This window comes from Clostridioides sp. ES-S-0054-01, assembly GCA_021561035.1.
GTDB lineage: Bacteria > Bacillota > Clostridia > Peptostreptococcales > Peptostreptococcaceae > Clostridioides.
Map to the genome: position 1 here is coordinate 75,379 of CP067346.1, position 25,054 is coordinate 100,432.

The 25,054-nt window shown below is 30.2% G+C and carries 26 protein-coding genes and 2 other annotated features; all 26 genes read left to right on the forward strand.

Annotation, left to right across the window (positions count from 1 at the left end):
* The first annotated feature begins 69 nt into the window (after positions 1–69).
* The 26 genes from JJC02_00520 (at position 70) to JJC02_00645 (ending at position 25,043) form a co-directional block, all read left to right on the forward strand.
* Positions 70–372 carry a PTS sugar transporter subunit IIB gene (locus JJC02_00520; protein UDN54756.1) on the forward strand — a complete coding sequence of 101 codons (303 nt, stop codon included), beginning with the start codon at positions 70–72 and terminating at the stop codon, positions 370–372.
* 61 nt (positions 373–433) lie between these two features.
* A complete protein-coding gene (locus JJC02_00525) occupies positions 434–1,804 on the forward strand; it encodes a PTS galactitol transporter subunit IIC (GenBank protein ID UDN54757.1) in 1,371 nt (456 codons plus the stop codon).
* Positions 1,805–1,832: 28 nt separating this feature from the next.
* Entirely contained in the window at positions 1,833–2,306 is a 474-nt protein-coding gene (locus JJC02_00530; protein UDN54758.1) for a hypothetical protein, read from the forward strand.
* A gap of 172 nt (positions 2,307–2,478) precedes the next feature.
* The gene (locus JJC02_00535; GenBank protein UDN54759.1) at positions 2,479–3,129 is read left to right on the forward strand and encodes a class II aldolase/adducin family protein; all 651 of its coding nucleotides are present in this window, start codon (positions 2,479–2,481) and stop codon (positions 3,127–3,129) included.
* Between the two features lie 174 nt (positions 3,130–3,303).
* Entirely contained in the window at positions 3,304–4,236 is a 933-nt protein-coding gene (locus JJC02_00540; protein ID UDN54760.1) for a lipoate--protein ligase, read from the forward strand.
* A 273-nt stretch (positions 4,237–4,509) separates the two neighbouring features.
* Positions 4,510–5,223 (forward strand): 2-C-methyl-D-erythritol 4-phosphate cytidylyltransferase, encoded by a 714-nt coding sequence (gene ispD / locus JJC02_00545; protein ID UDN54761.1) that lies wholly within the window; start codon positions 4,510–4,512, stop codon positions 5,221–5,223.
* Positions 5,220–5,705, forward strand: a complete 486-nt coding sequence (locus JJC02_00550) for a 2-C-methyl-D-erythritol 2,4-cyclodiphosphate synthase (GenBank protein ID UDN54762.1) — start codon at positions 5,220–5,222, stop codon at positions 5,703–5,705. The genes ispD and JJC02_00550 overlap by 4 nt, the downstream gene beginning before the upstream one ends.
* 94 nt (positions 5,706–5,799) lie before the next feature.
* Positions 5,800–6,008, forward strand: a binding site (T-box leader).
* Between the two features lie 290 nt (positions 6,009–6,298).
* A complete protein-coding gene (locus JJC02_00555; protein ID UDN54763.1) occupies positions 6,299–7,744 on the forward strand; it encodes a proline--tRNA ligase in 1,446 nt (481 codons plus the stop codon).
* A gap of 441 nt (positions 7,745–8,185) precedes the next feature.
* Positions 8,186–9,667, forward strand: coding sequence for a glutamate--tRNA ligase (locus JJC02_00560; GenBank protein UDN54764.1), 1,482 nt, complete (start codon positions 8,186–8,188; stop codon positions 9,665–9,667).
* Between the two features lie 221 nt (positions 9,668–9,888).
* The gene (locus JJC02_00565) at positions 9,889–10,044 is read left to right on the forward strand and encodes a hypothetical protein (GenBank protein UDN54765.1); all 156 of its coding nucleotides are present in this window, start codon (positions 9,889–9,891) and stop codon (positions 10,042–10,044) included.
* Positions 10,045–10,183: 139 nt separating this feature from the next.
* Positions 10,184–11,581 carry a cysteine--tRNA ligase gene (locus JJC02_00570; protein UDN54766.1) on the forward strand — a complete coding sequence of 466 codons (1,398 nt, stop codon included), beginning with the start codon at positions 10,184–10,186 and terminating at the stop codon, positions 11,579–11,581.
* Complete coding sequence (locus tag JJC02_00575) at positions 11,566–11,979, forward strand: Mini-ribonuclease 3 (GenBank protein ID UDN54767.1); 414 nt, start codon at positions 11,566–11,568, stop codon at positions 11,977–11,979. Before JJC02_00570 ends, JJC02_00575 begins: the two co-directional genes overlap by 16 nt.
* A 103-nt stretch (positions 11,980–12,082) precedes the next feature.
* On the forward strand, positions 12,083–12,841 hold the full coding sequence (locus JJC02_00580; GenBank protein UDN54768.1) for an FAD-dependent thymidylate synthase: 759 nt from the start codon (positions 12,083–12,085) through the stop codon (positions 12,839–12,841).
* Between the two features lie 12 nt (positions 12,842–12,853).
* Positions 12,854–13,591, forward strand: coding sequence for a 23S rRNA (guanosine(2251)-2'-O)-methyltransferase RlmB (rlmB, locus tag JJC02_00585; protein UDN54769.1), 738 nt, complete (start codon positions 12,854–12,856; stop codon positions 13,589–13,591).
* Between the two features lie 2 nt (positions 13,592–13,593).
* The gene (locus tag JJC02_00590; GenBank protein UDN54770.1) at positions 13,594–14,121 is read left to right on the forward strand and encodes an NYN domain-containing protein; all 528 of its coding nucleotides are present in this window, start codon (positions 13,594–13,596) and stop codon (positions 14,119–14,121) included.
* A 64-nt stretch (positions 14,122–14,185) separates the two neighbouring features.
* Positions 14,186–14,833, forward strand: a complete 648-nt coding sequence (gene sigH, locus JJC02_00595; protein ID UDN54771.1) for an RNA polymerase sporulation sigma factor SigH — start codon at positions 14,186–14,188, stop codon at positions 14,831–14,833.
* A gap of 73 nt (positions 14,834–14,906) precedes the next feature.
* Positions 14,907–16,100: an elongation factor Tu gene (gene tuf / locus JJC02_00600; protein UDN54772.1), complete on the forward strand. Its 1,194-nt coding sequence runs from the start codon at positions 14,907–14,909 to the stop codon at positions 16,098–16,100.
* Between the two features lie 249 nt (positions 16,101–16,349).
* The gene (rpmG, locus tag JJC02_00605; protein ID UDN54773.1) at positions 16,350–16,499 is read left to right on the forward strand and encodes a 50S ribosomal protein L33; all 150 of its coding nucleotides are present in this window, start codon (positions 16,350–16,352) and stop codon (positions 16,497–16,499) included.
* A 25-nt stretch (positions 16,500–16,524) separates the two neighbouring features.
* Positions 16,525–16,746, forward strand: a complete 222-nt coding sequence (secE, locus tag JJC02_00610) for a preprotein translocase subunit SecE (GenBank protein UDN54774.1) — start codon at positions 16,525–16,527, stop codon at positions 16,744–16,746.
* A gap of 19 nt (positions 16,747–16,765) precedes the next feature.
* Entirely contained in the window at positions 16,766–17,308 is a 543-nt protein-coding gene (gene nusG, locus JJC02_00615) for a transcription termination/antitermination factor NusG (GenBank protein ID UDN54775.1), read from the forward strand.
* A gap of 38 nt (positions 17,309–17,346) precedes the next feature.
* Positions 17,347–17,772, forward strand: coding sequence for a 50S ribosomal protein L11 (gene rplK, locus JJC02_00620; GenBank protein ID UDN54776.1), 426 nt, complete (start codon positions 17,347–17,349; stop codon positions 17,770–17,772).
* Positions 17,773–17,842: 70 nt separating this feature from the next.
* Positions 17,843–18,541 carry a 50S ribosomal protein L1 gene (gene rplA / locus JJC02_00625; GenBank protein ID UDN54777.1) on the forward strand — a complete coding sequence of 233 codons (699 nt, stop codon included), beginning with the start codon at positions 17,843–17,845 and terminating at the stop codon, positions 18,539–18,541.
* A gap of 51 nt (positions 18,542–18,592) precedes the next feature.
* Positions 18,593–18,721: a sequence feature (ribosomal protein L10 leader region), on the forward strand.
* Positions 18,722–18,763: 42 nt separating this feature from the next.
* Positions 18,764–19,270, forward strand: a complete 507-nt coding sequence (locus JJC02_00630; protein UDN54778.1) for a 50S ribosomal protein L10 — start codon at positions 18,764–18,766, stop codon at positions 19,268–19,270.
* 57 nt (positions 19,271–19,327) lie between these two features.
* Positions 19,328–19,693 carry a 50S ribosomal protein L7/L12 gene (rplL, locus tag JJC02_00635; protein ID UDN54779.1) on the forward strand — a complete coding sequence of 122 codons (366 nt, stop codon included), beginning with the start codon at positions 19,328–19,330 and terminating at the stop codon, positions 19,691–19,693.
* Positions 19,694–20,076: 383 nt separating this feature from the next.
* Complete coding sequence (locus JJC02_00640) at positions 20,077–20,865, forward strand: SDR family oxidoreductase (GenBank protein ID UDN54780.1); 789 nt, start codon at positions 20,077–20,079, stop codon at positions 20,863–20,865.
* Positions 20,866–21,326: 461 nt separating this feature from the next.
* A complete protein-coding gene (locus JJC02_00645) occupies positions 21,327–25,043 on the forward strand; it encodes a DNA-directed RNA polymerase subunit beta (protein ID UDN54781.1) in 3,717 nt (1,238 codons plus the stop codon).
* Positions 25,044–25,054 lie beyond the last annotated feature (11 nt).

The window sequence follows — 25,054 nt, forward strand, 5'->3', positions numbered from 1 at the left end:
ATATTAAAAAACATGAAGAGGTTATTGAAGATTTCCAACTGTAGGTGTCTTTAAAATAAAATAATTTTAATGGGGGTGAGTAATGTGACTAAAAAGATATTAGTTGCATGTGGAACAGGAGTATGTACTTCAACAATTGCTATAAACAAATTAAAGAAAGCGCTTCAAGACATTGGTAAATTGGATATGGTTAATATTACACAATGTAAAGTAGTAGAAGTTGCATCAAAAGCACCTGACTATGATTTAATAATTTGTACTACACAAGTATCTAGTAGTATAAAAACACCTGTGATAAATGGATTGCCTTTTTTAACTGGTGTCGGAATGGATAAATTAATCAAGGATGTATTGGAAAAGTTAGAATTATAATTAGAACTTTTAAAGAATTTAGTCTCTAAAATTCTAAGTTTTAGAGACTTAAAATTAAATAATGGAGGGTCTTTATATGGAGATATTAAATTTCATTGTTGGTCTAGGCGCGCAAGTAATGATGCCGATAATAATATGTATTTTTGGTTTGATGTTAGGTACAAAACTAGGAAAATCTTTAAGGGCTGGTTTAACCGTGGGAGTTGGATTTATAGGTCTTAATACTATTATAGCCTTGCTAACAGATAACCTAGGTCCAGCTACACAACAAATGGTTAAGAATTTAGGGTTAAGTTTATCAATAATAGATGTAGGATGGCCAGCAGCATCGGCTATAGCTTTTGCATCAACAGTAGGGGCTTTAATTATTCCAATAGGTCTTGTGGTAAATATAGTTATGCTAATTACTAATACCACTCAAACTGTTGATGTAGATATATGGGACTATTGGCATTTTGCTTTTACAGGAGCTTTGGTGGCAGGAGCTACTCAAAGTGTAATGTGGGGAGTATTTGCAGCAGTAGCAAATATGGTAATTGTATTGGTAATGGCAGATTTAACTGCTCCAGGTATAGAGGAATATTTAGGGATGCCAGGTATATCTCTTCCTCATGGATTTACGCAGGCATTTGTTCCAATTGCTATAGTAGTAAATAAATTATTAGACCTAATACCAGGTATAAATAAGATTGAGATAAATGCTGATACATTGCAGAAAAAGTTTGGATTATTTGGAGAACCTTTAATAATGGGGTCTGTAATAGGTGTAATAATTGGTATTGCTGCGAAATATGATATAAAAGGTATATTACAATTAGGTGTAACTATGGGAGCTGTATTAATATTAATTCCAAAGATGGCAGCACTATTAATGGAAGGATTATTACCAGTATCAGAAGCTGCACAGGAATTTATTGAGAAGAGATTTAAAAATAGAGGTAAGATTTATATAGGTTTAGATTCAGCAGTAGGGATAGGTCATCCTGTTACATTATCAGTTGCATTAGTATTGGTTCCTTTGACTATACTCATAGCAGCTATATTACCAGGAAATAAAGTTTTGCCATTTGCAGATTTAGCAGTAATTCCGTTTGCACTTGTTTTAATTGTCCCAATTACAAAAGGAAATGTATTTAGAACATTAGTAATAGGAATACTTATAATTACTTCTGGATTATTAATAGCAACTAATTTAGCTCCATTATTTACTCAAATGGCTTTAAATGCTAGTTTTAAAATGCCTGAAGGAGCAACTATGATTTCAAGTATTTGTGATGGTGCGAATCCGTTAAGTTGGATATTTGTAAAAATTATGAATTATAAAGTTATTGGAGGAGTAGTTTTTGGAGTTATAGCTTTAGGAATGGCTATTTACAATAGAAATAGGATAATAAGTGAAAATAAAAAACTATCTCTAGAAGAAGAAATATAAAAATAATTTTATTAGGGGTGTATGGATTATGAAAAAATATAAATATAATTCCATAAGATACTTAATTAATGTGATAGTACCAGGATTTTTTATGATTTTAATATTGATTTATGCACTGTTTAATAACTATATAAATTTTAGTGTAAATATATATAGTTTATTGATAATTATCTGTACCTATGGGATACTCAATACTTTTGTATCATCAAGTAATCCCAAAGAAATTATTATTGATAACAAATGTATACATTTTATCTCATTTATTGCTACACATAAGTATGAAATTAAAGATATCAAAAAAGTAAGAATACGAGAGCTTTATAATAAAAATCTTTATCTAAAAATTAATGATGGAAGCCTTTTTAAAGGTAGGTATTGGATAAAAACAAATATGTTTAGTAACAATGTAGAATTATACAATTATTTTGTTGCATTAGAGGAATGTTTATACCCAGAATCATTAAAATTTAGAAATAAGAGATTAGATAATAAAGGAGTATAAAAGTAAAAATTTTAAAATGGAAGTGGATTGATTTCTATTAATAAAATGTAATCTTACGTTTTATGTTGAGTTTTTGGAATTTTTAAATAAAATTAGAGATAGTATCTAAATGATAAGGTGCAACTAAGAGATATAAAAGTTGTGTCTATATATAGATTGGAGGATTTAACTAATGTTGTTGGAGAAATTGAGAAAAGAAGTATTACAGGCATCTTTAGACCTTTTAAATTATAAGTTGGTGACACTAACAGGCGGAAATGTAAGTGGAAGAGATGAAGAAACTGGATATATAGCAATTACCCCAAGTGGAATGGACTATAGAAACCTTATAGCAAGTGATATTGTTATAGTGGATATAGAGGGAAACACTGTAGATGGAAAATGGAAAGCATCAGTGGATTTGCCAGACCACTTATATATATATAAACATAGAGAAGATATAAATAGTATAATTCATACACACTCTACATACTCAAGTTGTTTTGCTATTTTAAATGAGTCTATAGCATGTGCAAGTACAACTCTTGCAAATGAAGTAGGGGGCGCGGTACCTGTCGCAAAATTTGCACCACCAACATCTAACAAAATGGGGAAATGTGTTGTTGAAGCAATTGGAAACAAAAGAGCGTGTCTTTTAGCAAATCATGGTGTAATAGCAGTTGGCCCATCTGTAGGACATGCCCTTACAGCAGCTGTAATGTTGGAAGATTCAGCAAAAGTATATTACTTGGCAAAATCAATTGGCACACCAGTATTATTGCCAGACGAAGAAATTCAAAGAGCTAGAGATGTATTTTTTAATGTATATGGTCAAGATAAGTAAGCTAGATAAAACTTTTAAATTAATGTAAAAATATAGATATTCAATAATGTTAAGGAGTTTTATAATGATATAATAAGTTTAATAATTAAAAAAAATAGGAAGTCTAATAGTATATAAAATTATTTAAGTCTAAAATAAACAATAAGATAAAATAAAAAAGGAGTCTATATTTCTATGTATTACTTATTAAACAAAAGCACAAATCCTTACTTTAATTTAGCATTAGAAGAATATCTATTTTTAAATGAGAAATATAATGATGATATTATAATCATATGGAGAAATGAGGAATCTATTTTTATTGGCAAAAATCAAAATCCATATCAGGAAATACATCATGATGTTATTGAAAAGAGGGAAATTCCTATTTTAAGAAGAATATCCGGAGGAGGTACTGTTTATCACGATTTAGGAAATATCAATATCTCATTCATACAAAAAGATAGACATCTTCATGAAATAGATTTTTTGGAACATACTAAGTTTATGCAAGATATGCTCTTAAACTTAGGGTTAGATGTATCTATAACCGAAAGAAAAGATTTATTTTTAAAGGGTAAAAAAATTTCAGGCTCAGCACAGTCTATAAAAAGAAAAAATTCTCTTTATCATGGAACTCTTCTTTATGATTCAGACTTAAATAAATTGACTAAATACCTAAATTCAAATAAATCAACTGAATCAAATGCAACTAAATCTGTTTCAAGTAAAGTGACAAATATTAAATTTTTATTTGAAAAAGATATAAATTACTTTTTAGATTATTGTGTTGAATATTTAAAATCTAATATGAAAAATATAAGAGAACTTGAATTAGATGAAGAAGATATTAAAAGTATATACAATCTAGAAGAAGATAAATATAAAAAGATAGAGTGGACATATGGTAAAACACCTAAATTTCAAATAGTGCTACCACTTGATAATGAAAGTAGAATAAATATACATGTTAACAGATGGAAAATATCAAAATTTTTTATTTCTTATGATGATAATGTAATTAATATGGACAAGTTGTTAGAATTGAATTTCTTTAAAGAAGAAATAAGAGATAGTATTTTAGAAAATTATCCACATTACATAGATTTAATTAATTTAATATTTTAATATAAAACCTCTAATTTGATAAAATTATCTTATATCAAACTAGAGGTTTTTAATATTTTTGTATATTAATAAGCATTACAAAATTGTAAAATTAAAAACAAAACTATTGAAAATCAATATATATTGTAATAAATATACATGTTTTTCATTAGCAAATAGACATTAACTATTTATACAACTGAAAATTTAATATATAATTAATCAGATGGTTAAAATAAAAAATATTAAAAACTTTAATAAATGGTGGTTAAAAATAAAATACGAGGTGATACCATGTATAGTGTTATAATTGTTGCGGCAGGAAGTGGAAGGAGAATGAACTTAGATATAAACAAACAGTTCATAAAATTAAGAGAAAAAGAAATTATTGCTCATACAATTCAAGTTTTTTATGAAAATATAAATATAGATGAAATAGTGGTGTGTATAAAAAAAGAAGAAGAGGATTTTTTTAAGGAAAATATAATAAATAAGTATAACTTTAAAAATATAAAAATAGCATATGGTGGAAAAGAAAGGCAGGATTCAATATATAATGGCTTAAAAAAATTAGATAAAAATTGTGATATAGTACTTATCCATGATGGAGCAAGACCATTTGTAGACCATAGAATAATTAATGAATCTATAAAGATGGCTAAAGAAAAAAAGGCTGTGGTTGTAGGCGTTCCAGTAAGTGATACTATAAAGATAGTGTCAGATGGGACAGTACAAGAAACTCCAGAAAGAAGTTTATTGTGGGCAGCCCAAACTCCTCAAACCTTTGAATATAATCTCATAATAGATGCTTATGAACAAGCATATAAGAACAATTATTATGGTACTGATGATTCAATGTTGGTGGAAAATATAGGGCAAAGTGTTACTATGGTAATGGGCTCTTATGAAAACATAAAAATAACTAGTCCAGAAGATTTAAATATAGCAGAACAAATATTAAATATGGAAAAAAGGGATGAAGTTAACAGTAGAAGGAGAATTATATGAGAATAGGGTTAGGATATGATGTGCACAAATTAACAGAGGGTAGAAAACTTATAATTGGTGGAGTAGAGATACCACATGATAAAGGTTTATTAGGTCATTCTGATGCTGATGTATTGATACATGCAATAATGGATTCTATTTTAGGTGCTTTAGCTTTAGGAGATATAGGGAAGCATTTCCCAGATACAGATGAAGAATATAAGGGAGCAAATAGTATGAAGTTATTAGAATATGTATATAATCTAACAGTAAGCAAAGGATATAAAATCGGAAACATAGATAGTACTATAATTGCTCAAAGCCCTAAGATGGCTCCATATATTGAAAGCATGAGAAAAAACATATCAAAAGCTTTAAATACGGATATTGATAATATAAACATAAAGGCAACTACAGAAGAAGGTCTTGGTTTTACAGGAGCAAAACAAGGTATAGCATCACAAAGTATTTGTTTATTATTGTTGACAAGTCAGAATAATTAATATATTATTAGTAATAAGTTTAATGGATATCAAATAATAGGCCTATATAGAATATCTATAATATGTGAATTTAAGTGAAATTAATATAAATATAAAACTAGCTATGATAAAGAAATAGTAAAATGATGAAATCTTCACAGAGAGAAAACGGTGGTGAAAGTTTTCAAGATGAAGTCTTTGAACCTGTCTTTTAGCTTAAAGGTATAAAAATCTTTACGGTAGGAACCGTTATATTCCCAAAAGAGAGCTATTCATATAGCTAACTAGAGTGGTACCGCGGAAATCAAACCTTTCGTCTCTATACTTGTATAGAGACGAAAGGTTTTTTATATTTTCAGGAAGTTAGTGTTCAGGAGGAATCTATTAATGAAAATGTCAAAAATGTTAATGAAGGTAAAGTAGAATTTAAACTTGGACATAAAGAAGGTAAAGAAATAATTGATATAAAAGAAATAATATTAGATTAAGATAATAACTTAAAGAAGGCTATTATATAGATAATAGAGTTGTACTTTATAAACACCATTTTATCTATATAAGTATATAAAATGGTGTTTTTTTATAAAAACATAATAAATGAGGAGGCAATTAAAATGGCAAAAAATGAAAAGCAATTTGTTGAAGAAATAACAAAAATGGAAGATGATTTCCCACAATGGTATACAGATGTAATAACTAAGACTGACTTAGTTGATTATGCGCCAGTAAAAGGTTTTATGGTTGTAAAGCCATATGGATATGCTTTATGGGAAAAAATGCAAGAATTTATGGATAAAAAATTTAAAGAAACTGGACATAAAAACTGTTATTTCCCATTATTAATACCAGAAAGTTTATTAAACAAAGAAGCTGAGCACGTTGAAGGTTTTGCTCCAGAAGTTGCATGGGTAACACATGGAGGAAATAAAAAATTAGAAGAAAGATTATGTGTAAGACCTACTTCAGAGACTATAATATGTACAATGTATGCTAAATGGTTGAAATCATATAGAGAATTACCATATCTTTATAATCAATGGTGCTCAGTTGTTAGATGGGAAAAATCAACTAGACCTTTCCTAAGAACATCTGAGTTTTTATGGCAAGAAGGTCATACATTACATGAAACAGCAGAAGAAGCACAAGAAGAAACAATACAACAATTAGAAGTATATAAAGCATTATGTGAAGAATTACTTGCAATGCCAGTTATAGCTGGTCAAAAAAGTGAAAGTGAGAAATTTGCAGGTGGTGAAAGAACATATACTATAGAAGCTATGATGCATGATGGTAAAGCATTACAATCAGGTACAAGTCACTTCTTAGGTCAACACTTTACTAAGGCTTTTGATATTACTTTTGCAGATAGAGAAGGAAACTTAGCTAATCCATATCATACATCTTGGGGAGCATCTACAAGACTTATAGGTGGACTTATAATGACTCATAGTGATAATAGAGGTTTAGTATTACCACCAAGAGTAGCTCCAATTCAAGTTGTTATAGTTCCTATAGCTGCTAAAAAAGGAAATGTAATGGAAACAGTTGATAAAATACATGCTGATTTAAAAGCTAAAGGCGTAACTGTAGAAGTTGATGATAGAGATAACTATACAACTGGATGGAAATTTAATGAGTGGGAAATGAAAGGTGTTCCAGTAAGAATTGAAATTGGACCAAAAGATATAGAAAACAATCAAGCTATGGTATTCAGAAGAGATACTTTAGAAAAGAATTCTATGCCTTTAGAAGGATTAGCTGATGCTGTATATGATTTATTTGATGTTATACACAATGATATGTTTGAAAAAGCAAGAAAACATAGAGAAGACAATACATCTGTAGTTGAAAATATGGATGAGTTTAGAAAAGCTTTAGAAGAAAAGCCAGGATTCATAAAGACTATGTGGTGTGGGGATGCAGAGTGTGAAGCTAAGATTAAGGAAGAAACAGGAGCAACTATAAGATGTTTACCTTTTGAACAAGAAAAATTAGGTCACAAGTGTGTTTACTGTGGAAAAGAAGCAGATAGTATGGTAGTAATGGCAAAAGCTTACTAAAATAAGAAGATTAAAATAAAAACTGGGATATAAAGTGTTAAATACTTTATCCCAGTTTTTTATTTTTATGAGCAAAAAAATAGTATTTGTAGCTGTCTTATAAAATAAGTTGTAGATGATTATATAAAAAGAATATAGTAGAGAATTATTTTTAATAATTAAATATTAATGAAAGAGAAACATATTTGTTATATAGATTCCCAATAAATCAAATAATAAATATAAATGAATAGTAATAAATAGTATTTTTAATTTTTAGAAAATAAATGACTTAAAAGAAAGATTTATGAAATTAAAACTAGGATTTTCTGATATAATAAACATGTGTATTTTTAAATAAAAAGGATATTATTATTAGCTTTGATTAAAAATAAACTTGCGAAACAATGTACTAGTTTAATATTATAGTTATATTGAATAAAATATCAGGAGGAAGTAAAAATGAATGTAAGAGTAAGGTTTGCACCAAGTCCAACGGGATTTGTACATATAGGTAGTTTAAGAACTGCTTTATATAACTATTTATTTGCAAAAAAAATGGGCGGAGAATATATATTAAGAGTAGAGGATACAGACCAAAGTAGATTAGTAGAAGGTGCTATAGAGAATATGCTTAATGCTATGAAGTGGGCTGGTGTCAATCATAATGAAGGTGTTATGTTAGATGATAGTGGGAAAGTAGTACAAAAAGGAGAATATGGTCCATATATTCAATCTCAAAGATTAGATATATACCAAGAGTATATAAAACAACTTTTAGATAGTGGAAAGGCTTATTACTGCTTCTGTACAAAAGAAAGACTAGACGAAGTAAGAGATGCTCAAAGAGCAGCAGGAGAAACGGCTAAATATGATGGTCATTGCAAGAATCTTTCTAAAGAAGAAGTAGAAGCAAATATAAAAGCAGGAATACCATATGTTATAAGATTAAGATTGCCAGAGAATCATACAATTAAGTTTACAGACTTAGTTAGAGGAGATATGGAATTTAATACTAATGATTTAGATGATCAAGTCTTAATGAAAACAGATGGATTTCCAACTTATCATTTTGCAGTAGTTGTGGATGACTATTTAATGAAAATCACACATGTTATAAGAGGAGAAGAGTGGGTATCATCTACTCCAAAACATGTTTATTTATATGAAGCTTTTGGATGGAAAGCACCTGTATTTGTGCATTTACCAAATATACTTAATAAAGAAAAGAAAAAATTAAGTAAGAGACAAGGTGATGTAGCTGTTGAAGACTTTAAGAAAAAAGGATATTTACCAGAAGGATTAGTAAACTATGTAGCATTAGTTGGTTGGTCCCCAGAAGATAATCAAGAATTGTTTACAATGGAAGAATTAGAAAAAGCTTTCTCTGTAGAAAGAGTGTCTAAAAGTGGTGGAGTATTTGATACTGAAAAGTTAAACTGGGTTAACCAGCACTATATAAAAGATGGTGATGATGCCTACCTAACAGATTTAGCAATACCATTTTTAATAGAAGATGGATTTATAACAGAAGGAGAAGCTACTAGCAAGTATGATTTCTTAAAAAGTATGATATCAGTACTTAAAGAAAAATTACAATATGTAAAAGAAGTTACTGAACATGCAAGTATATTCTTTGGAGATAAAATAGAGGTAGAGACTGAAGAAGGAAGTGAATTCTTAAAATTGGAGCACATACCTACTTTAATAGATGCTTTGGGAGAAAAAATAGAAAAAGCAGAGGTATTAAATGCTGAGTTCGTTCAAGCCATGCTTAAAGAAATACAAAAAGAGTACAAAATAAAAGGAAAAAATTTATTTATGGGTTCAAGAATAATTTTGACAGGGCAAATGCATGGTCCAGATTTGCCAAAAGTAATGGAAGTTTTAGGAAAAGAAACTTGCTTAAATAGAATAGCTTATGTAAAAAATAATATATTATAGTCATAAAAGTCCGCTAATTTAGAAGCGGACTTTTTTTGTGTTAGTATTTGGTGAAAATATCTGCTTAAGAAAATGAAGGTATTTAGGGGAATAAATTTAATATATAAAAAGCAAAGCAAAAATATAAGTAAAATATGAATAATAAACTAATAAAATATTAAGCATAGAAAGAAGGAAATCTATTATTTTAGTTTGATTTAATTATTAAGGGGGTAATTACTATGTATAGTAATATTGATGATGTTAAAAAGGAATTAAAGGAGCTATGCTTAGAATATGTTACAATTTTAGAAAAATTAAAAGATGAAAAAATGATTACAGAAGAAACTTTTGAAAAATGCTCTTCTCAAAAAAAGATATTTTTAGAAGAACAATAGAGAATAGTAACAGTAGTATTATTATGTAGTTTGAAAGATAGTACGAAAAATGATAGTAGTACTATTATTTATTGCAATTTTCAGCTATAATATATAATGTTAAGAAAATAATTTATAAAAATATAGTGAGGTGATGAGTGTGAAAGTTTATAATACATTGACTAGAACAAAAGAAGAATTTGTTCCATTAGAAGAAGGAAAGGTAAAAATGTATGTGTGTGGTCCAACAGTTTATAACTATATACACATGGGTAATGCAAGACCATTTATAATATTTGATACTCTAAGAAGATATTTAGAGTATAGAGGATATGATGTAACTTATGTACAAAACTTTACCGATGTTGATGATAAAATTATAAATAGAAGCCATGAAGAAGGAATATCTCCAGAAGAAGTTGCTACTAAGTATATAAAAGAATATTTTGTAGATTGTGATGGGCTAGGAATTAAAAGAGCTACTGTTCACCCTCAGGTTACAGATAATATACAACAGATTATAGATTTTATAAAAGAATTAGAAGATAAGGGATATGCATATGCAGTAAATGGTGATGTATATTTTGATACAAATAAGTTTGAAGGATATGGAAAGTTTTCAGGTCAAAAACAAGAAGATTTAGAAGCAGGAGCTAGAATTGAAGTAAATGACCAAAAAAGACATCCTATGGATTTTGTTCTTTGGAAAGCAAAAAAAGAAGGTGAGCCAGGGTGGGATAGCCCTTGGGGAGAAGGTAGACCTGGATGGCATATAGAATGCTCTGTTATGTCTAAGAGATATTTAGGTGAGACAATTGATATACATGCAGGTGGTCAAGATTTAACATTCCCACACCATGAAAACGAAATAGCGCAAAGTGAAGCTAGAAGCGGAAAAACATTCTCAAAATATTGGATGCACAATGGATATATAAATATAAATGATGAAAAGATGAGTAAGTCAAAAGGTAATTTCTTTACGGTAAGAGATATATCAAAATTGTATGATTTAGAGATAGTAAGATTTTTCATGCTATCAGCACATTATAGAAATCCAGTAAACTTTAGTGATGAAATGCTAAATCAAGCTAAAGCTGGTCTTGAAAGATTGTATAATACTAAAGAAAAATTAGAATTCACACTAAGTAACCTAAAAGAATCTTCTTTAACAGAAAAAGAAGTAGAACTTGTTAAAGAATTAGATAACTTTAAACAAAGATTTATAGATGCTATGGATGATGATGTTAATACAGCAGACGCAGTGAGTGTTATCTTTGAGTTAGCTAAACTAATAAATTCTAATGTAGATGAAAATTCTTCTTTAGAGTTTGCCAAGAAATGTTTAGATGAATTTAATGAACTTACAGGAGTATTAAATATTGTAAATAAGAAAAAGGATACTGCATTAGATAAGGATATTGAAGAATTGATACAAAAAAGAACTGATGCAAAGAAAAATAAAGAATTCCAATTAGCAGATGATATAAGACAACAATTATTAGATATGGGAATCGTATTGGAAGACACAAGACAAGGTGTTAAGTGGAAAAGGATATAAAAATGGAAAAAACTGAATTAGTTACTATATCACCACTAGTTTTAGCATACTTAGGTGATACAGTTTATGAAAAATATATAAGAGAACATTTGATTAGACAGAATACACAAAGAAAAGTTAATGATTTGCATAAATTAGCCATAAAGTATGTAAAAGCTAAGGCTCAAGCAACAATAATTCATGAAATTGAAACTGAATTAACCGAGGAAGAGAGTAAAATTTATAAAAGGGGAAGAAATCAAAAATCAAATACTTCTCCTAAAAATGCAGATATTATAGACTACAAACATGCAACTGGATTTGAGGCTTTGGTTGGATATTTGTATTTAAATAATGAAATAGAGAGACTTCAAGATATTATCAATAAAGGAATCAAAATTATTGAAAGAGATTTGTAAATATAAGGGTGTTGTCTTAATAATAAGTAATAAGGCAACACCTTTTTTATAACTAATGTATAATAAATATATATAAATTAGTGTTAAGAAAGGATAAGAATTTATGAAAGTAAAATTAATATCACATACACCTGAACCAGAAAAAGTAATAGCTATGGCAGCTAAGCTATGTTATTCACCAGTTGGGACAGACGAAATAGAAAAAGATTTAACAGATGAAAGTATAGAGAAATTTTTAAATATGTTATTAAGTATAGGTCATGGGTCAATATTAGAACATGCTTCATTTACATTTTCAATAGAGGGTATTTCAAGAGCTTGTTCACATCAAATTGTTAGACATCGTATAGCTAGTTTTTCACAACAAAGTCAAAGATATGTTAAATTAGAGCAATTTGAGTACATAATTCCTCCAGAAATAGAAAAAATAGAAAAGGCAAAAGAGTTATTTATAAGCTCAATGAAAAAAGACCAAGAGAATTATGATAAGCTAGTTGATATATTGTTTGAAAATCATTATAATGACCTAATAAAAAATGGTAAAAATGAGAAAACAGCAAAAAGACAAGCTGAAAAGAAAGCAATAGAAGATGCTAGATATGTATTTCCAAATGCATGTGAAACAAAAATGGTATTTACTATAAATGCTAGAAGTTTATTTAATTTCTTTGAACATAGATGCTGTGAAAGAGCACAGTGGGAAATAAGAAATTTAGCTGTAGAGATGTTAAGAGAGGTTAAAAAGGTTGCTCCTGTATTATTTAAAAAGACTGGACCAAGTTGTGTAAATGGAAGTTGTCCAGAAGGAACTATGACTTGTGGAGATATAGTTCAAGTCAGAGAAAAATTTAAGGCCTTGTAGGAGGTGAATAGTTTGGCAAGTATAGAAGGAAGAAATCCAGTAATAGAAGCAATGAAAAGTGACAGAGAAATAGATAAAATATTAATTGCAAATTCAGCTAAAGAAGGGTCAATTAAGAAAATAATAGGAATGGCTAAAGAGAAGAACATAATTATCCAGTATGTTGATAAACATAAGTTAGATGAAGTAAGTACAAGTCATTCACATCAAGGTGTAATAGCTTATGCAAGTGAGTATAAGTATTATGAATTAGATGAGTTAATAGACTTAGCAAAAAATAAAGATGAAGAACCATTTTTCATTATACTAGATGAAATAACAGATCCACATAATCTAGGTTCAATAATAAGGACAGCAGATGCAGTAGGGGCACATGGAGTTATTATTCCAAAGAGAAGGTCTGTACACATAACCCCTGTAGTTGCTAAAGCATCTGCTGGAGCAGTAGAGTATATGCCAGTTTGCAAGGTAACCAATATAGTTAATACAATAAAAAAACTCAAGGATGAAGGGCTGTGGATTGCTGCTGCTGATATGGATGGAGAAACTTTTTATAAACAAAATCTTACTGGCCCTCTTGGTGTGGTAATTGGAAGTGAAGGTTTTGGAATATCTAGATTGGTTAAACAAAACTGTGACTTTATAGTAAAAATGCCAATGATAGGTAATGTTACATCTTTAAATGCGTCTGTAGCAGGTGGAATACTTTTATATGAGATATTCAGACAGAGATTGGATAAAAGTAAATAGGCATGAAAAAAAATATAAATCATTACTTAATAATAGATGGCTACAATATTATAAATGCGTGGGATAATTTGAAAGAACTGGCTAAAGAGGACTTAGAAGATTCTCGAGAAAAGCTTATTGATGATATTATAGAATTTTCTGAGTTTATGGGTTACAAGACTATAATAGTTTTTGATGCTTATAATGTTAAAAACTCACGAGAAAAAGTTGAGAAAAGAAAACACATAACAATAGTTTATACACGAGAACATCAAACAGCAGATAGTTATATAGAAAAGTTTATAACTTCTTTATCAAAGTATGATGATGTAAAAGTAGCTACTAATGACTATGCAGAACAACAAATGATTTTAGGAAAAGGTGCTACTAGAATGTCTGCAAGAGAATTAAAGTTAGAGCTAGAACGTTCCAAGAATAAAATGAAGGAAAAAAATATCGATTTGAGGAAAAAAATTCAGCGAAATTGGTTGGAGGAAAGGTTAGATAAAGAAACATTGTCGAAACTTGAGAACATTCGTAGAAAGCGTTGAAATTACTAGCTTCTTTAGACTATAATATACCTATAAATTTGTTTTATATATGGGGGAGATTTACATGTTGGTAGCAAAAGAAAAAAGTTATGAGTTAGTGGACAATTGTCAGCAGGATGAGTATAACATTGTACTAAGAGCAAGTGAAGGGGATAAAATAGCACTAGAGTATATTATTACCAAATACAGAAATTTTGTAAAGGCAAAAGCAAAGTCATATTTTTTAATTGGAGCAGATAAAGAAGATATAATACAAGAAGGAATGATAGGCCTTTATAAGGCAGTTAGAGATTTTGATGGAAGCAAGACAAATTCATTTAAATGTTTTGCAGAGATATGTATAACAAGACAAATAATAACTGCTATAAAAACTGCAACAAGACAAAAACATATACCTTTAAATTCATATGTTTCTTTGAACAAACCAATATATGATGAAGAGTCAGACAGAACACTTTTAGATATTATAGCTACAAGTATAGTAACAGATCCAGAAGAGCTTATAATTAGTAAAGAAGAGTTAAAAAATATAGAATCAAAGATGAACGAATTGTTAAGTGACTTGGAATTAGAAGTCCTAGAATTATATTTAAATGGAAAGTCATACCAGTTTATAGCAGACAAGCTTAAAAGAGATGTAAAGTCAATAGATAACGCTTTACAAAGGGTTAAGAGAAAATTAGAAAAACATCTTGAAAACAGAAATGATTAATAGTAAAATACTTACCATAAGCTTATTGTGAGCAAAATTAATTTATATCGAAAGATAAGGGAGGAAATTCAAAATGGCTAAAGCTAAATACGAAAGAACAAAACCTCATGTTAATATAGGGACAATAGGACACGTAGACCACGGTAAAACTACATTAACAGCAGCAATAACAAAAACATTATATGACAGATACCAATTAGGAGAAGCAGTAGATTTCGCAAACATAGATAAAGCTCCAGAAGAAAGAGAAAGAGGAATCACAATATCAACAGCACACGTTGAGTATGAAACACCAAATAGACACTACGCACACGTTGACTGCCCAGGACATGCTGACTACGTTAAGAACATGATAACAGGAGCAGCACAAATGGATGGAGCAATATTAGTTTGTTCAGCAACAGATGGACCAATGCCACAAACAAGAGAGCATATACTATTATCAAGACAAGTTGGAGTACCATATATAGTAGTATTCTTAAACAAATGTGATATGGTAGATGACGAAGAGTTATTAGAGTTAGTAGAGATGGAAGTAAGAGATTTATTAACAGAGTATGATTTCCCAGGAGATGACACTCCAATAGTAAGAGGGTCAGCATTAATGGCATTAGAAGATCCAAAGAGCGAGTGGGGAGATAAGATAGTAGAATTATTCGAGCAAATAGATGAGTATATCCCAGCACCAGAGAGAGATACAGACAAGCCATTCTTAATGCCAGTAGAGGACGTATTCTCAATCACAGGAAGAGGAACAGTTGCAACAGGAAGAGTGGAAAGAGGAGTACTAAAAGTACAAGACGAAGTAGAATTAGTAGGATTAACAGAAGCGCCAAGAAAAGTAGTAGTAACAGGAGTAGAGATGTTCAGAAAATTATTAGACCAAGCACAAGCAGGTGATAATATAGGAGCATTATTAAGAGGAGTACAAAGAAACGAAATAGAAAGAGGACAAGTACTAGCAAAGACTGGATCAGTAAAGGCACACACAAAGTTTACAGCAGAAGTATATGTACTTAAAAAAGAAGAGGGTGGAAGACATACACCATTCTTTGATGGATATAGACCACAATTCTATTTTAGAACAACAGACGTAACAGGAGCTTGTAAGTTACCAGAAGGAATAGAGATGGTAATGCCAGGAGATAACGTAACAATGGAAGTAGACTTAATAAACTCAATAGTTGTAGAAGAGGGATTAAGATTCTCAATAAGAGAAGGTGGAAGAACAGTAGCTTCAGGAGTTGTTGCTACAATAATAGAGTAATTCTTTACTAAACTGATGGATTAAAAGGAATAACAAAAAGAGGGGTTATGCTCCTCTTTTTTTAACATAGAAATACAAAAACATTGACACAGCATAGGATTTTGTGATAACTTATACAAGGTAATGATTATAGGAAGTTAATAATATCTTGAATACTGTAGATTTTTAATAAATACATATTTTAAAGATATTATATTCATATATATTAACAATATACATTATTGTATTACAAAGTTGGAGGTGTATCAGATGAGAGTTAAAGTAACTTTAGCATGTACAGAGTGTAAGCAAAGAAACTACAACACTACTAAGAATAAGAAAAATAATCCAGACAGAATAGAATTACAAAAATATTGTAGATTCTGTAAAAAGCATACAACTCATAAAGAAACAAAATAGTTTTTTATAAGGATGTGAGTATGGAATGGCTGCCCAAAAAAATGACGGTGCAAAAACTAAAAAAAGGTTTAGTTTATTTGGATACTTAAAAGAAACTAAACAAGAATTAAAAAGAGTTACATGGCCGACAAAAAAGGAACTGTTTAAAAACACAAGTATAGTTTTAACTGTAGTTATTTCATGCACTATATTAGTATGGGGTATAGACACTATATTATCTGGTGCACTAGCGTTATTACTAAAATAGACGAAAAGAGGTAAGTTAAATGTCAGAATTACAAGAAGCAAGTTGGTATGTAGTTCATACTTATTCGGGACATGAAAATAAAGTTAAAGCTACAATTGAGAAAGCAGTTAAAACAAGAGGTATGGAAGACTGCATAAGACAAGTAGTTGTTCCAACAGAAGAAGTAGTGGAAACTACTAAAACTGGAAAAGAAAAAACTAGACAACGTAAAGTTTATCCAAGCTATGTTTTGGTTAAAATGATAATAACTGATGAATCTTGGTATGTAGTAAGAAATACTAAGGGAGTTACAGGTTTCGTTGGACCTGGTTCAAAACCAGTACCATTAAGTGAAGATGAAGTCAAATCTATGGGTATAGATACAACAGACCCTAAGGTAGTAAATAGTGATATTGATTTTGAAATAGGAGATACAGTAAAAGTATCTCAAGGACCATTTAGTGGACAAATAGGTAACATAGAAGAAATTGACTTAGAAAATAGAGAAGTCAAAGTGTGCATAAATGCATTTGGTAAAAGGACTCTATTTGTAATAGAGCTTGAAGGTATAGAAAAAATCTAATACTATATTATAGAAAAATCTGAGGAGGTGCGCTCAAAATGGCTAAAAAAGTTATAGGTCAAATAAAATTACAAATACCTGCAGGAAAGGCTACTCCAGCGCCACCAGTTGGACCAGCATTAGGACAACATGGTGTTAATATAATGGGATTTACAAAAGAATTTAATGCTAAAACTGCAGATCAAGCTGGAATGATAATACCAGTTGTTATAACTGTATATCAAGATAGATCATTCAGTTTTATAACAAAAACTCCACCAGCTGCAGTTTTAATTAAAAAAGCATTAAACTTAAAATCAGGTTCTGGAGAACCAAACAAGAAGAAAGTTGCTAAAATGACTTCAGCTCAAGTAAGAGAAATAGCTGAATTAAAGATGCCTGACTTAAATGCTGCATCAGTAGAAGCTGCTATGAGTATGATAGCTGGTACTGCTAGAAGTATGGGTGTTGTAATCGAAGATTAATTAAAAGATACACTTTTTTTTATAAAGTGGGAGGCGAAAAGCCGAAATTAACCACGAGGAGGAAAATAAAATGGCTAAAAAAGGTAAAAGATATGCAGGTGCATTACAAAAAGTAGATAGAACTAAATTCTATGATGCATCAGAAGCATTAACATTAGTTTCAGACATAGCTGGAGCTAAATTTGATGAGACAGTAGAAGCACACATTAAATTAGGTGTTGACTCAAGACATGCTGATCAACAAGTAAGAGGTGCAGTTGTATTACCTCATGGAACTGGTAAAACTAAAAGAGTTTTAGTTTTTGCTAAAGGTGAAAAAGCTAAAGAAGCTGAACAAGCTGGTGCTGACTTTGTAGGAGCTGAAGAATTAGTTCAAAAAATACAAGGTGAAAACTGGTTTGAATTTGATATAGTAGTTGCTACTCCAGACATGATGGGTGTAGTAGGTAGATTAGGTAGAGTATTAGGACCTAAAGGTTTAATGCCAAACCCTAAATCAGGAACAGTTACATTTGATGTAGCTAAAGCTATAGATGAAATAAAAGCTGGTAAAGTTGAATACAGATTAGACAAAACTAACATAATACACGTTCCAGTAGGAAAAGTATCATTTGGTGGAGAGAAATTAACTGAAAACTTTACTGCATTAATGGATGCTATAATAAAAGCTAAACCAGCTGCTGCTAAAGGACAATATTTAAGAAGTATAACAGTAGCTTCTTCAATGGGACCTGGAGTTAAAATAAACCCAGCAAGAACAGCTGAATAATAAAACTGTTGACACAGGTTGACAAAAATGTTATTATATCACTTGTCAATGTAAAAAAGAATAGATTTGCCGTAGATAGTGGGTGCGAAAGCTTAATATCCCGCCGAGGTTTTAGATAAATTGAGATTACTAAAGCTTTTGATGTCTACTTTTGGCAACAAAAGCTTTTTATAATGTTGCGGTAAATACTAAGCCTATTTGGTGAAGGAGGTGCACGTCTATATGAGAAAAGCTATAGAAATTAAATCAGAAGTTGTTTCTGAGATAGTTGAAAAGTTACAAAAATCTTCTGCTGCTGTTGTTGTAGATTACAAAGGATTAACAGTTGAAGAAGTAACTGAGTTAAGAAAACAAATGAGAGAAGCTGGTGTAGATTACAAAGTATATAAAAATACTTTAGTTAGAAGAGCAGCTAAAGAAGTTGGTATAGAGCAATTTAATGATGAATTATTAGTTGGAACTAATGCCATAGCATTTGGATATGATGATCCAGTTGCTCCAGCTAGAATATTAAAAGGATTCATGGATTCTCATCCAAAAATGAAATTAAAGATGGGTATTGTGGAAGGTGCATTCTACGATGAGTCTAAAATTGTTGAAATGGCTAACATACCATCAAGAGAAGTTCTTATCGCTAAATTACTTGGTAGCTTAAAAGCTCCAGTATCAAACTTCGCATACTTAATAGATGCAATAGCGAAAAAGGCAGAAGGTCAAGAAGAAGCTTAATTGCTTAACTAAAAAATTATAAATATTAATTTGAAATAAAATTCGGAGGTGCTAAAAATGACAATAGAACAAATATTAGAAGCTATAGAAAATATGAAAGTTTTAGAATTAAATGAATTAGTTAAAGCTGCTGAAGAAAAATTCGGTGTATCAGCTTCAGCTCCAGTAATGGTAGCTGGTGCAGCTGCTGGTGGACCAGCTGCTGAAGAAAAAACTGAGTTTGATGTAGTATTAACTGACGTTGGTTCTTCAAAAGTTGGAGTTATAAAAGCAGTTAGAGAAATAACAGGATTAGGATTAAAAGAAGCTAAAGAAGTAGTTGACAATGCTCCTAAGACAGTTAAAGAAGGAGCTTCTAAAGAAGAAGCTGATCAAATAAAAGAAAAATTAGAAGCTGCTGGAGCTAAAGTAGAAGTTAAGTAGTTTCTTTAAAAAGATACCCATTGGGTATCTTTTTTATTTGCAAAGAATTATAGAATTTATTTGGAGTTATAAATAAAATATTTTTATAAAATGAAAAAAATTTATATAATAGTATTAAATTAAGGGTATCATATACTATGTAATGATATTTTAATTTAATATTGTTATTAAATTAAAATATAAACAATTATTGTAACGTATATATAAGGTATATAATTAAATGACACTGTAAAAAATTACATATTATTTAAAAAAACACAAAAATATTTTATAAATAATATGTAATAAATAATTAATTAACAAATATAAATTTTAAAATGAGTTAGATATTTAGAATAATCGAAATTTGTAGACTAGAGGACGTATTTAAGGAGGAATTAATAATGAAAAAATTACAAGGAAAAATTGCAGTAGTCACTGCAGCAACAAAAGGTATTGGATTAGCTTCCGCAGAGATATTGGCAAAGAATGGAGCAATTGTATATTTAGCAGCTCGTTCAGAAGAATTAGCTACTGAAGTTATAAATAAGATAAGTTCAGAAGGCGGTTGTGCTAAGTTTGTTTACTTTAATGCTCGTGAAGAAGAAACTTTTACTTCAATGATAGAAGCTGTAGTTAAAAAAGAAGGTAAGATAGACATACTTGTAAACAATTTTGGTTCAACAAACCCTTCTCTTGATAAAGACCTTTTGACTGGAGATACAGATAATTTTTTTGATACAGTAAATACTAATTTAAAAAGTGTGTATTTACCATGTAAAGCAGCGATTCCTCATATGATAAAGAATGGAAAAGGCAGTATAGTAAATATATCAAGTATAGGTTCAGTGTTACCTGATTTATCTAGAATAGCTTACTGTGTATCAAAAGCATCAATTAATTCATTAACTCAAAACATAGCGACACAATATGCAAAAGATAATGTTAGATGTAATGCTGTACTTCCAGGTCTTATTGCAACTAAGGCTGCACTAGATAATATGTCACCAGAATTCATAAAAGAATTTTTAAAGCATGTTCCCTTAAATCGTATAGGAAAACCAGATGATATAGCAAAAGCAGTTTTATTTTATGCTAGTGATGATTCATCATTTATAACAGGAGATTTACTTGAGGTTGCAGGAGGATTTGGTTTACCTACTCCACAATTTGCAGATAATATATTAAGATAATTAAGTTACTAATATGTAATTAAAATTTATGTATTAGTTATAGTAGGAATTCTATCTTATAAAGACCATAGATATAATTTATACTGGAAAAAGTTTAAGGCTTAAAATCACCAGTTAAATTTATTTATGGTCTTTATTTTGGTTATTTAATAGATTTTTGTATAAATGTAATTGTTTACAAGTGTTTTCTTATGGAATTATAATTAAATAGGGGGATGTTATTGGTACATAATTTAGCATAGAAAATTAGACCTATAAATGAAAAATATGGATTTTAAATCAGAAAATTGTACATAATACATAATATATGCTTAAAATAATTTACAAAAAATCAAAAATAATGCATAGTTTACATATAAGATAAAAAATATATTGAAAAATACTTGACATTATGCTAAAATTATTAGATGCGTTAGAATGAACTATTGTTTTATTTTTAATTATTGAGAGGTGAAAAGTGAATGCCACATCCTGTCACGATAGGTAAAAGAACTAGAATGAGCTTTTCTAAAATTAAGGAAATAGCTGATGTGCCAAATCTTATAGAAATTCAAGTAGATTCCTATGAGTGGTTTTTAAAAGAAGGTTTAAAAGAAGTGTTTGATGATATTTCACCAATAGAGGATTATACTGGTAATCTTATATTGGAATTTGTGGACTATTCTTTAGATGATAAACCAAAGTACGATATAGAAGAGTGTAAAGAGAGAGATGCTACATATTGTGCACCTCTAAAAGTTAAGGTAAGACTTATAAATAAAGAAACAGGTGAGATAAAAGAACAAGAAGTATTTATGGGTGACTTCCCTTTAATGACAGAAAGAGGAACTTTCGTTATAAATGGGGCAGAAAGAGTTATAGTAAGTCAATTAGTTAGATCTCCTGGTGTTTACTATGCGGAAGAAAGAGATAAAACAGGTAAGAGATTAATTTCATCTACTGTAATTCCTAATAGAGGAGCATGGTTAGAATATGAAACAGATTCTAATGATGTAATATCTGTAAGAGTTGATAGAACAAGAAAACAACCAGTTACAGTTTTACTTAGAGCTTTAGGAATAGGAACAGATGCAGAGATAATTGACCTTTTAGGAGAAGATGAGAGATTATCTGCTACATTAGAAAAGGATAATACTAAGACAGTAGAAGAAGGTCTTGTAGAGATATACAAAAAATTAAGACCAGGTGAACCTCCTACTGTAGAAAGTGCATCATCTTTACTAAATGCTTTATTCTTTGACCCAAAAAGATATGACTTAGCAAAAGTTGGTAGATATAAATTCAATAAGAAACTTGCTTTATGTTATAGAATAATGAATAAAATTTCAGCAGAAGACATAATAAACCCAGAAACTGGTGAGGTATTTGTAAAAGCTGGAGAAAAAATAAGTTATGAGGTAGCTAAAGATATACAAAATGCAGGTATAAATGTAGTAAATCTACTAATGGATGATGATAAGAAAGTTAGAGTTATAGGAAATAATTTTGTAGATATTAAGTCTCACATTGATTTTGACATAGATGATTTAAACATAAAAGAAAAAGTACATTATCCAACCTTAAAAGAAATTTTAGATGGATATAGTGATGAAGAAGAAATAAAAGAAGCTATAAAATCAAGAATTAAAGAACTTATACCAAAACATATATTATTAGATGATATAATAGCTTCAATAAGTTATGAGTTTAATATATTCTATAATATAGGAAATATTGATGATATAGATCACCTAGGAAATAGAAGAATAAGATCTGTAGGTGAATTACTACAAAATCAAGTTAGAATTGGTCTTTCAAGAATGGAAAGAGTTATAAAAGAAAGAATGACAGTTCAAGATATGGAAGCTATAACGCCTCAAGCGTTAGTTAATATAAGACCAGTTTCAGCTGCAATAAAAGAATTCTTTGGGAGTTCTCAGTTATCTCAGTTCATGGATCAAACAAATCCTCTATCTGAGTTAACACATAAGAGAAGATTATCAGCCCTTGGACCTGGAGGTCTTTCAAGAGAAAGAGCTGGATTCGAAGTGCGTGACGTTCACCATTCACACTATGGTAGAATGTGTCCAATAGAGACTCCAGAGGGACCAAATATAGGTCTTATAAACTCTCTAGGAACTTATGCAAAGATAAATGAATTTGGATTTATAGAATCACCATATAGAAAATTTGATAAAGAAACATCAACAGTTACTGATGAAATACATTATTTAACTGCTGACGAGGAAGATTTATTCGTAAGAGCTCAGGCAAATGAGCCATTAACAGAAGACGGTAAATTCGTAAACCATAGAGTTGTTTGTAGAACTGTAAATGGTGCTGTTGAAATGGTTCCTGAAAGTAGAGTAGATTACATGGATATATCTCCTAAGCAGGTTGTATCTGTTGCCACTGCTATGATACCTTTCCTAGAAAATGATGATGCCAACCGTGCCCTTATGGGAGCAAACATGCAACGTCAGGCAGTGCCTCTAGTTAGAAGAGAAGCACCAATTATAGGAACTGGTATAGAATATAGAGCTGCAAAAGACTCTGGAGCAGTTGTTGTTGCTAGAAATTCTGGTATAGCAGAAAGAGTAACAGCAGATGAAATAATAATAAAAAGAGAAGATGGAAACAGAGATAGATATAATCTACTTAAGTTTAAACGTTCAAACTCAGGTACTTGTATAAATCAAACACCTATAATAAATAAAGGTGACCAGATAATGAAAGGTGATGTTATAGCAGACGGTCCAGCAACTGATTTAGGAGAAGTTGCACTTGGAAGAAACTGCCTTATAGCATTTATGACTTGGGAAGGTTATAACTACGAGGATGCCATATTAATAAATGAAAGATTAGTTAAAGAAGATAGATTATCAACAATTCATATAGAAGAATATGAATGTGAAGCTAGAGATACAAAACTAGGACCAGAGGAAATAACTAGAGATATACCTAATGTTGGAGATAGTGCAATTAAGAACTTAGATGACAGAGGTATAATAAGAATAGGTGCAGAAGTAGACTCAGGTGATATACTAGTTGGTAAAGTAACTCCAAAAGGAGAAACTGAACTTACTGCGGAGGAAAGATTACTTCGTGCAATATTTGGAGAAAAGGCTAGAGAAGTTAGAGATACTTCACTTAAAGTACCTCATGGTGAATCTGGTATAATAGTTGATGTAAAAGTATTTACTAGAGAAAATGGAGATGACTTATCTCCAGGAGTAAATGAATTAGTAAGATGTTATATAGCTAAGAAGAGAAAAATAAAAGTTGGAGATAAAATGGCTGGTCGTCATGGTAATAAGGGGGTTATCTCAAGAGTATTACCTGAAGAAGATATGCCATTCATGGAAAATGGAACACCACTAGACATAATACTTAACCCACAAGGTATACCATCACGTATGAACATAGGTCAGGTTCTAGAAGTTCATTTAGGACTTGCTGCTAAGACATTAGGATGGTATGTAGCAACATCAGTATTCGATGGTGCTAATGAGTATGATATAATGGATGCTCTTGAGGAAGCTGGGTATCCTAGAGATGGTAAATTAACTTTATATGATGGTAGAACAGGTGAGTCTTTTGACAACAGAATAACTGTTGGATATATGTATTACTTGAAACTACATCACTTAGTAGATGAAAAACTACATGCAAGAAGTACTGGACCATACTCATTAGTTACCCAACAGCCACTAGGTGGTAAAGCACAATTTGGTGGACAAAGATTTGGAGAGATGGAGGTTTGGGCTCTAGAAGCATATGGAGCTGCTCACATACTTCAAGAGATACTTACTGTTAAGTCTGATGATGTTGTAGGTCGTGTTAGAACTTATGAAGCTATAGTTAAAGGTGAAAACATACCTGAACCAGGAATCCCAGAATCATTTAAGGTTCTTATAAAAGAACTTCAAAGTTTATGCTTAGATGTAAAAGTATTGACAGATGAAGACCAAGAAATAGAAGTAAGAGAATCTGTGGATGAAGATGATACAATAGGTGAATTTGAGCTAGATGTTGTAAATCACATGGGAGAAGTTGAAGAAAGTAACATAATAGAAGAAATTGAAGATGATTTTGCGGAAAATGCAGAAGATGAGGATATAGAGAATTTAGAAGAATTCACTGAGGATGATTTATTTGAAGAAGAAATAGATTTTGAAAGTGATGACTTTGATATATAAATTTAATTAAT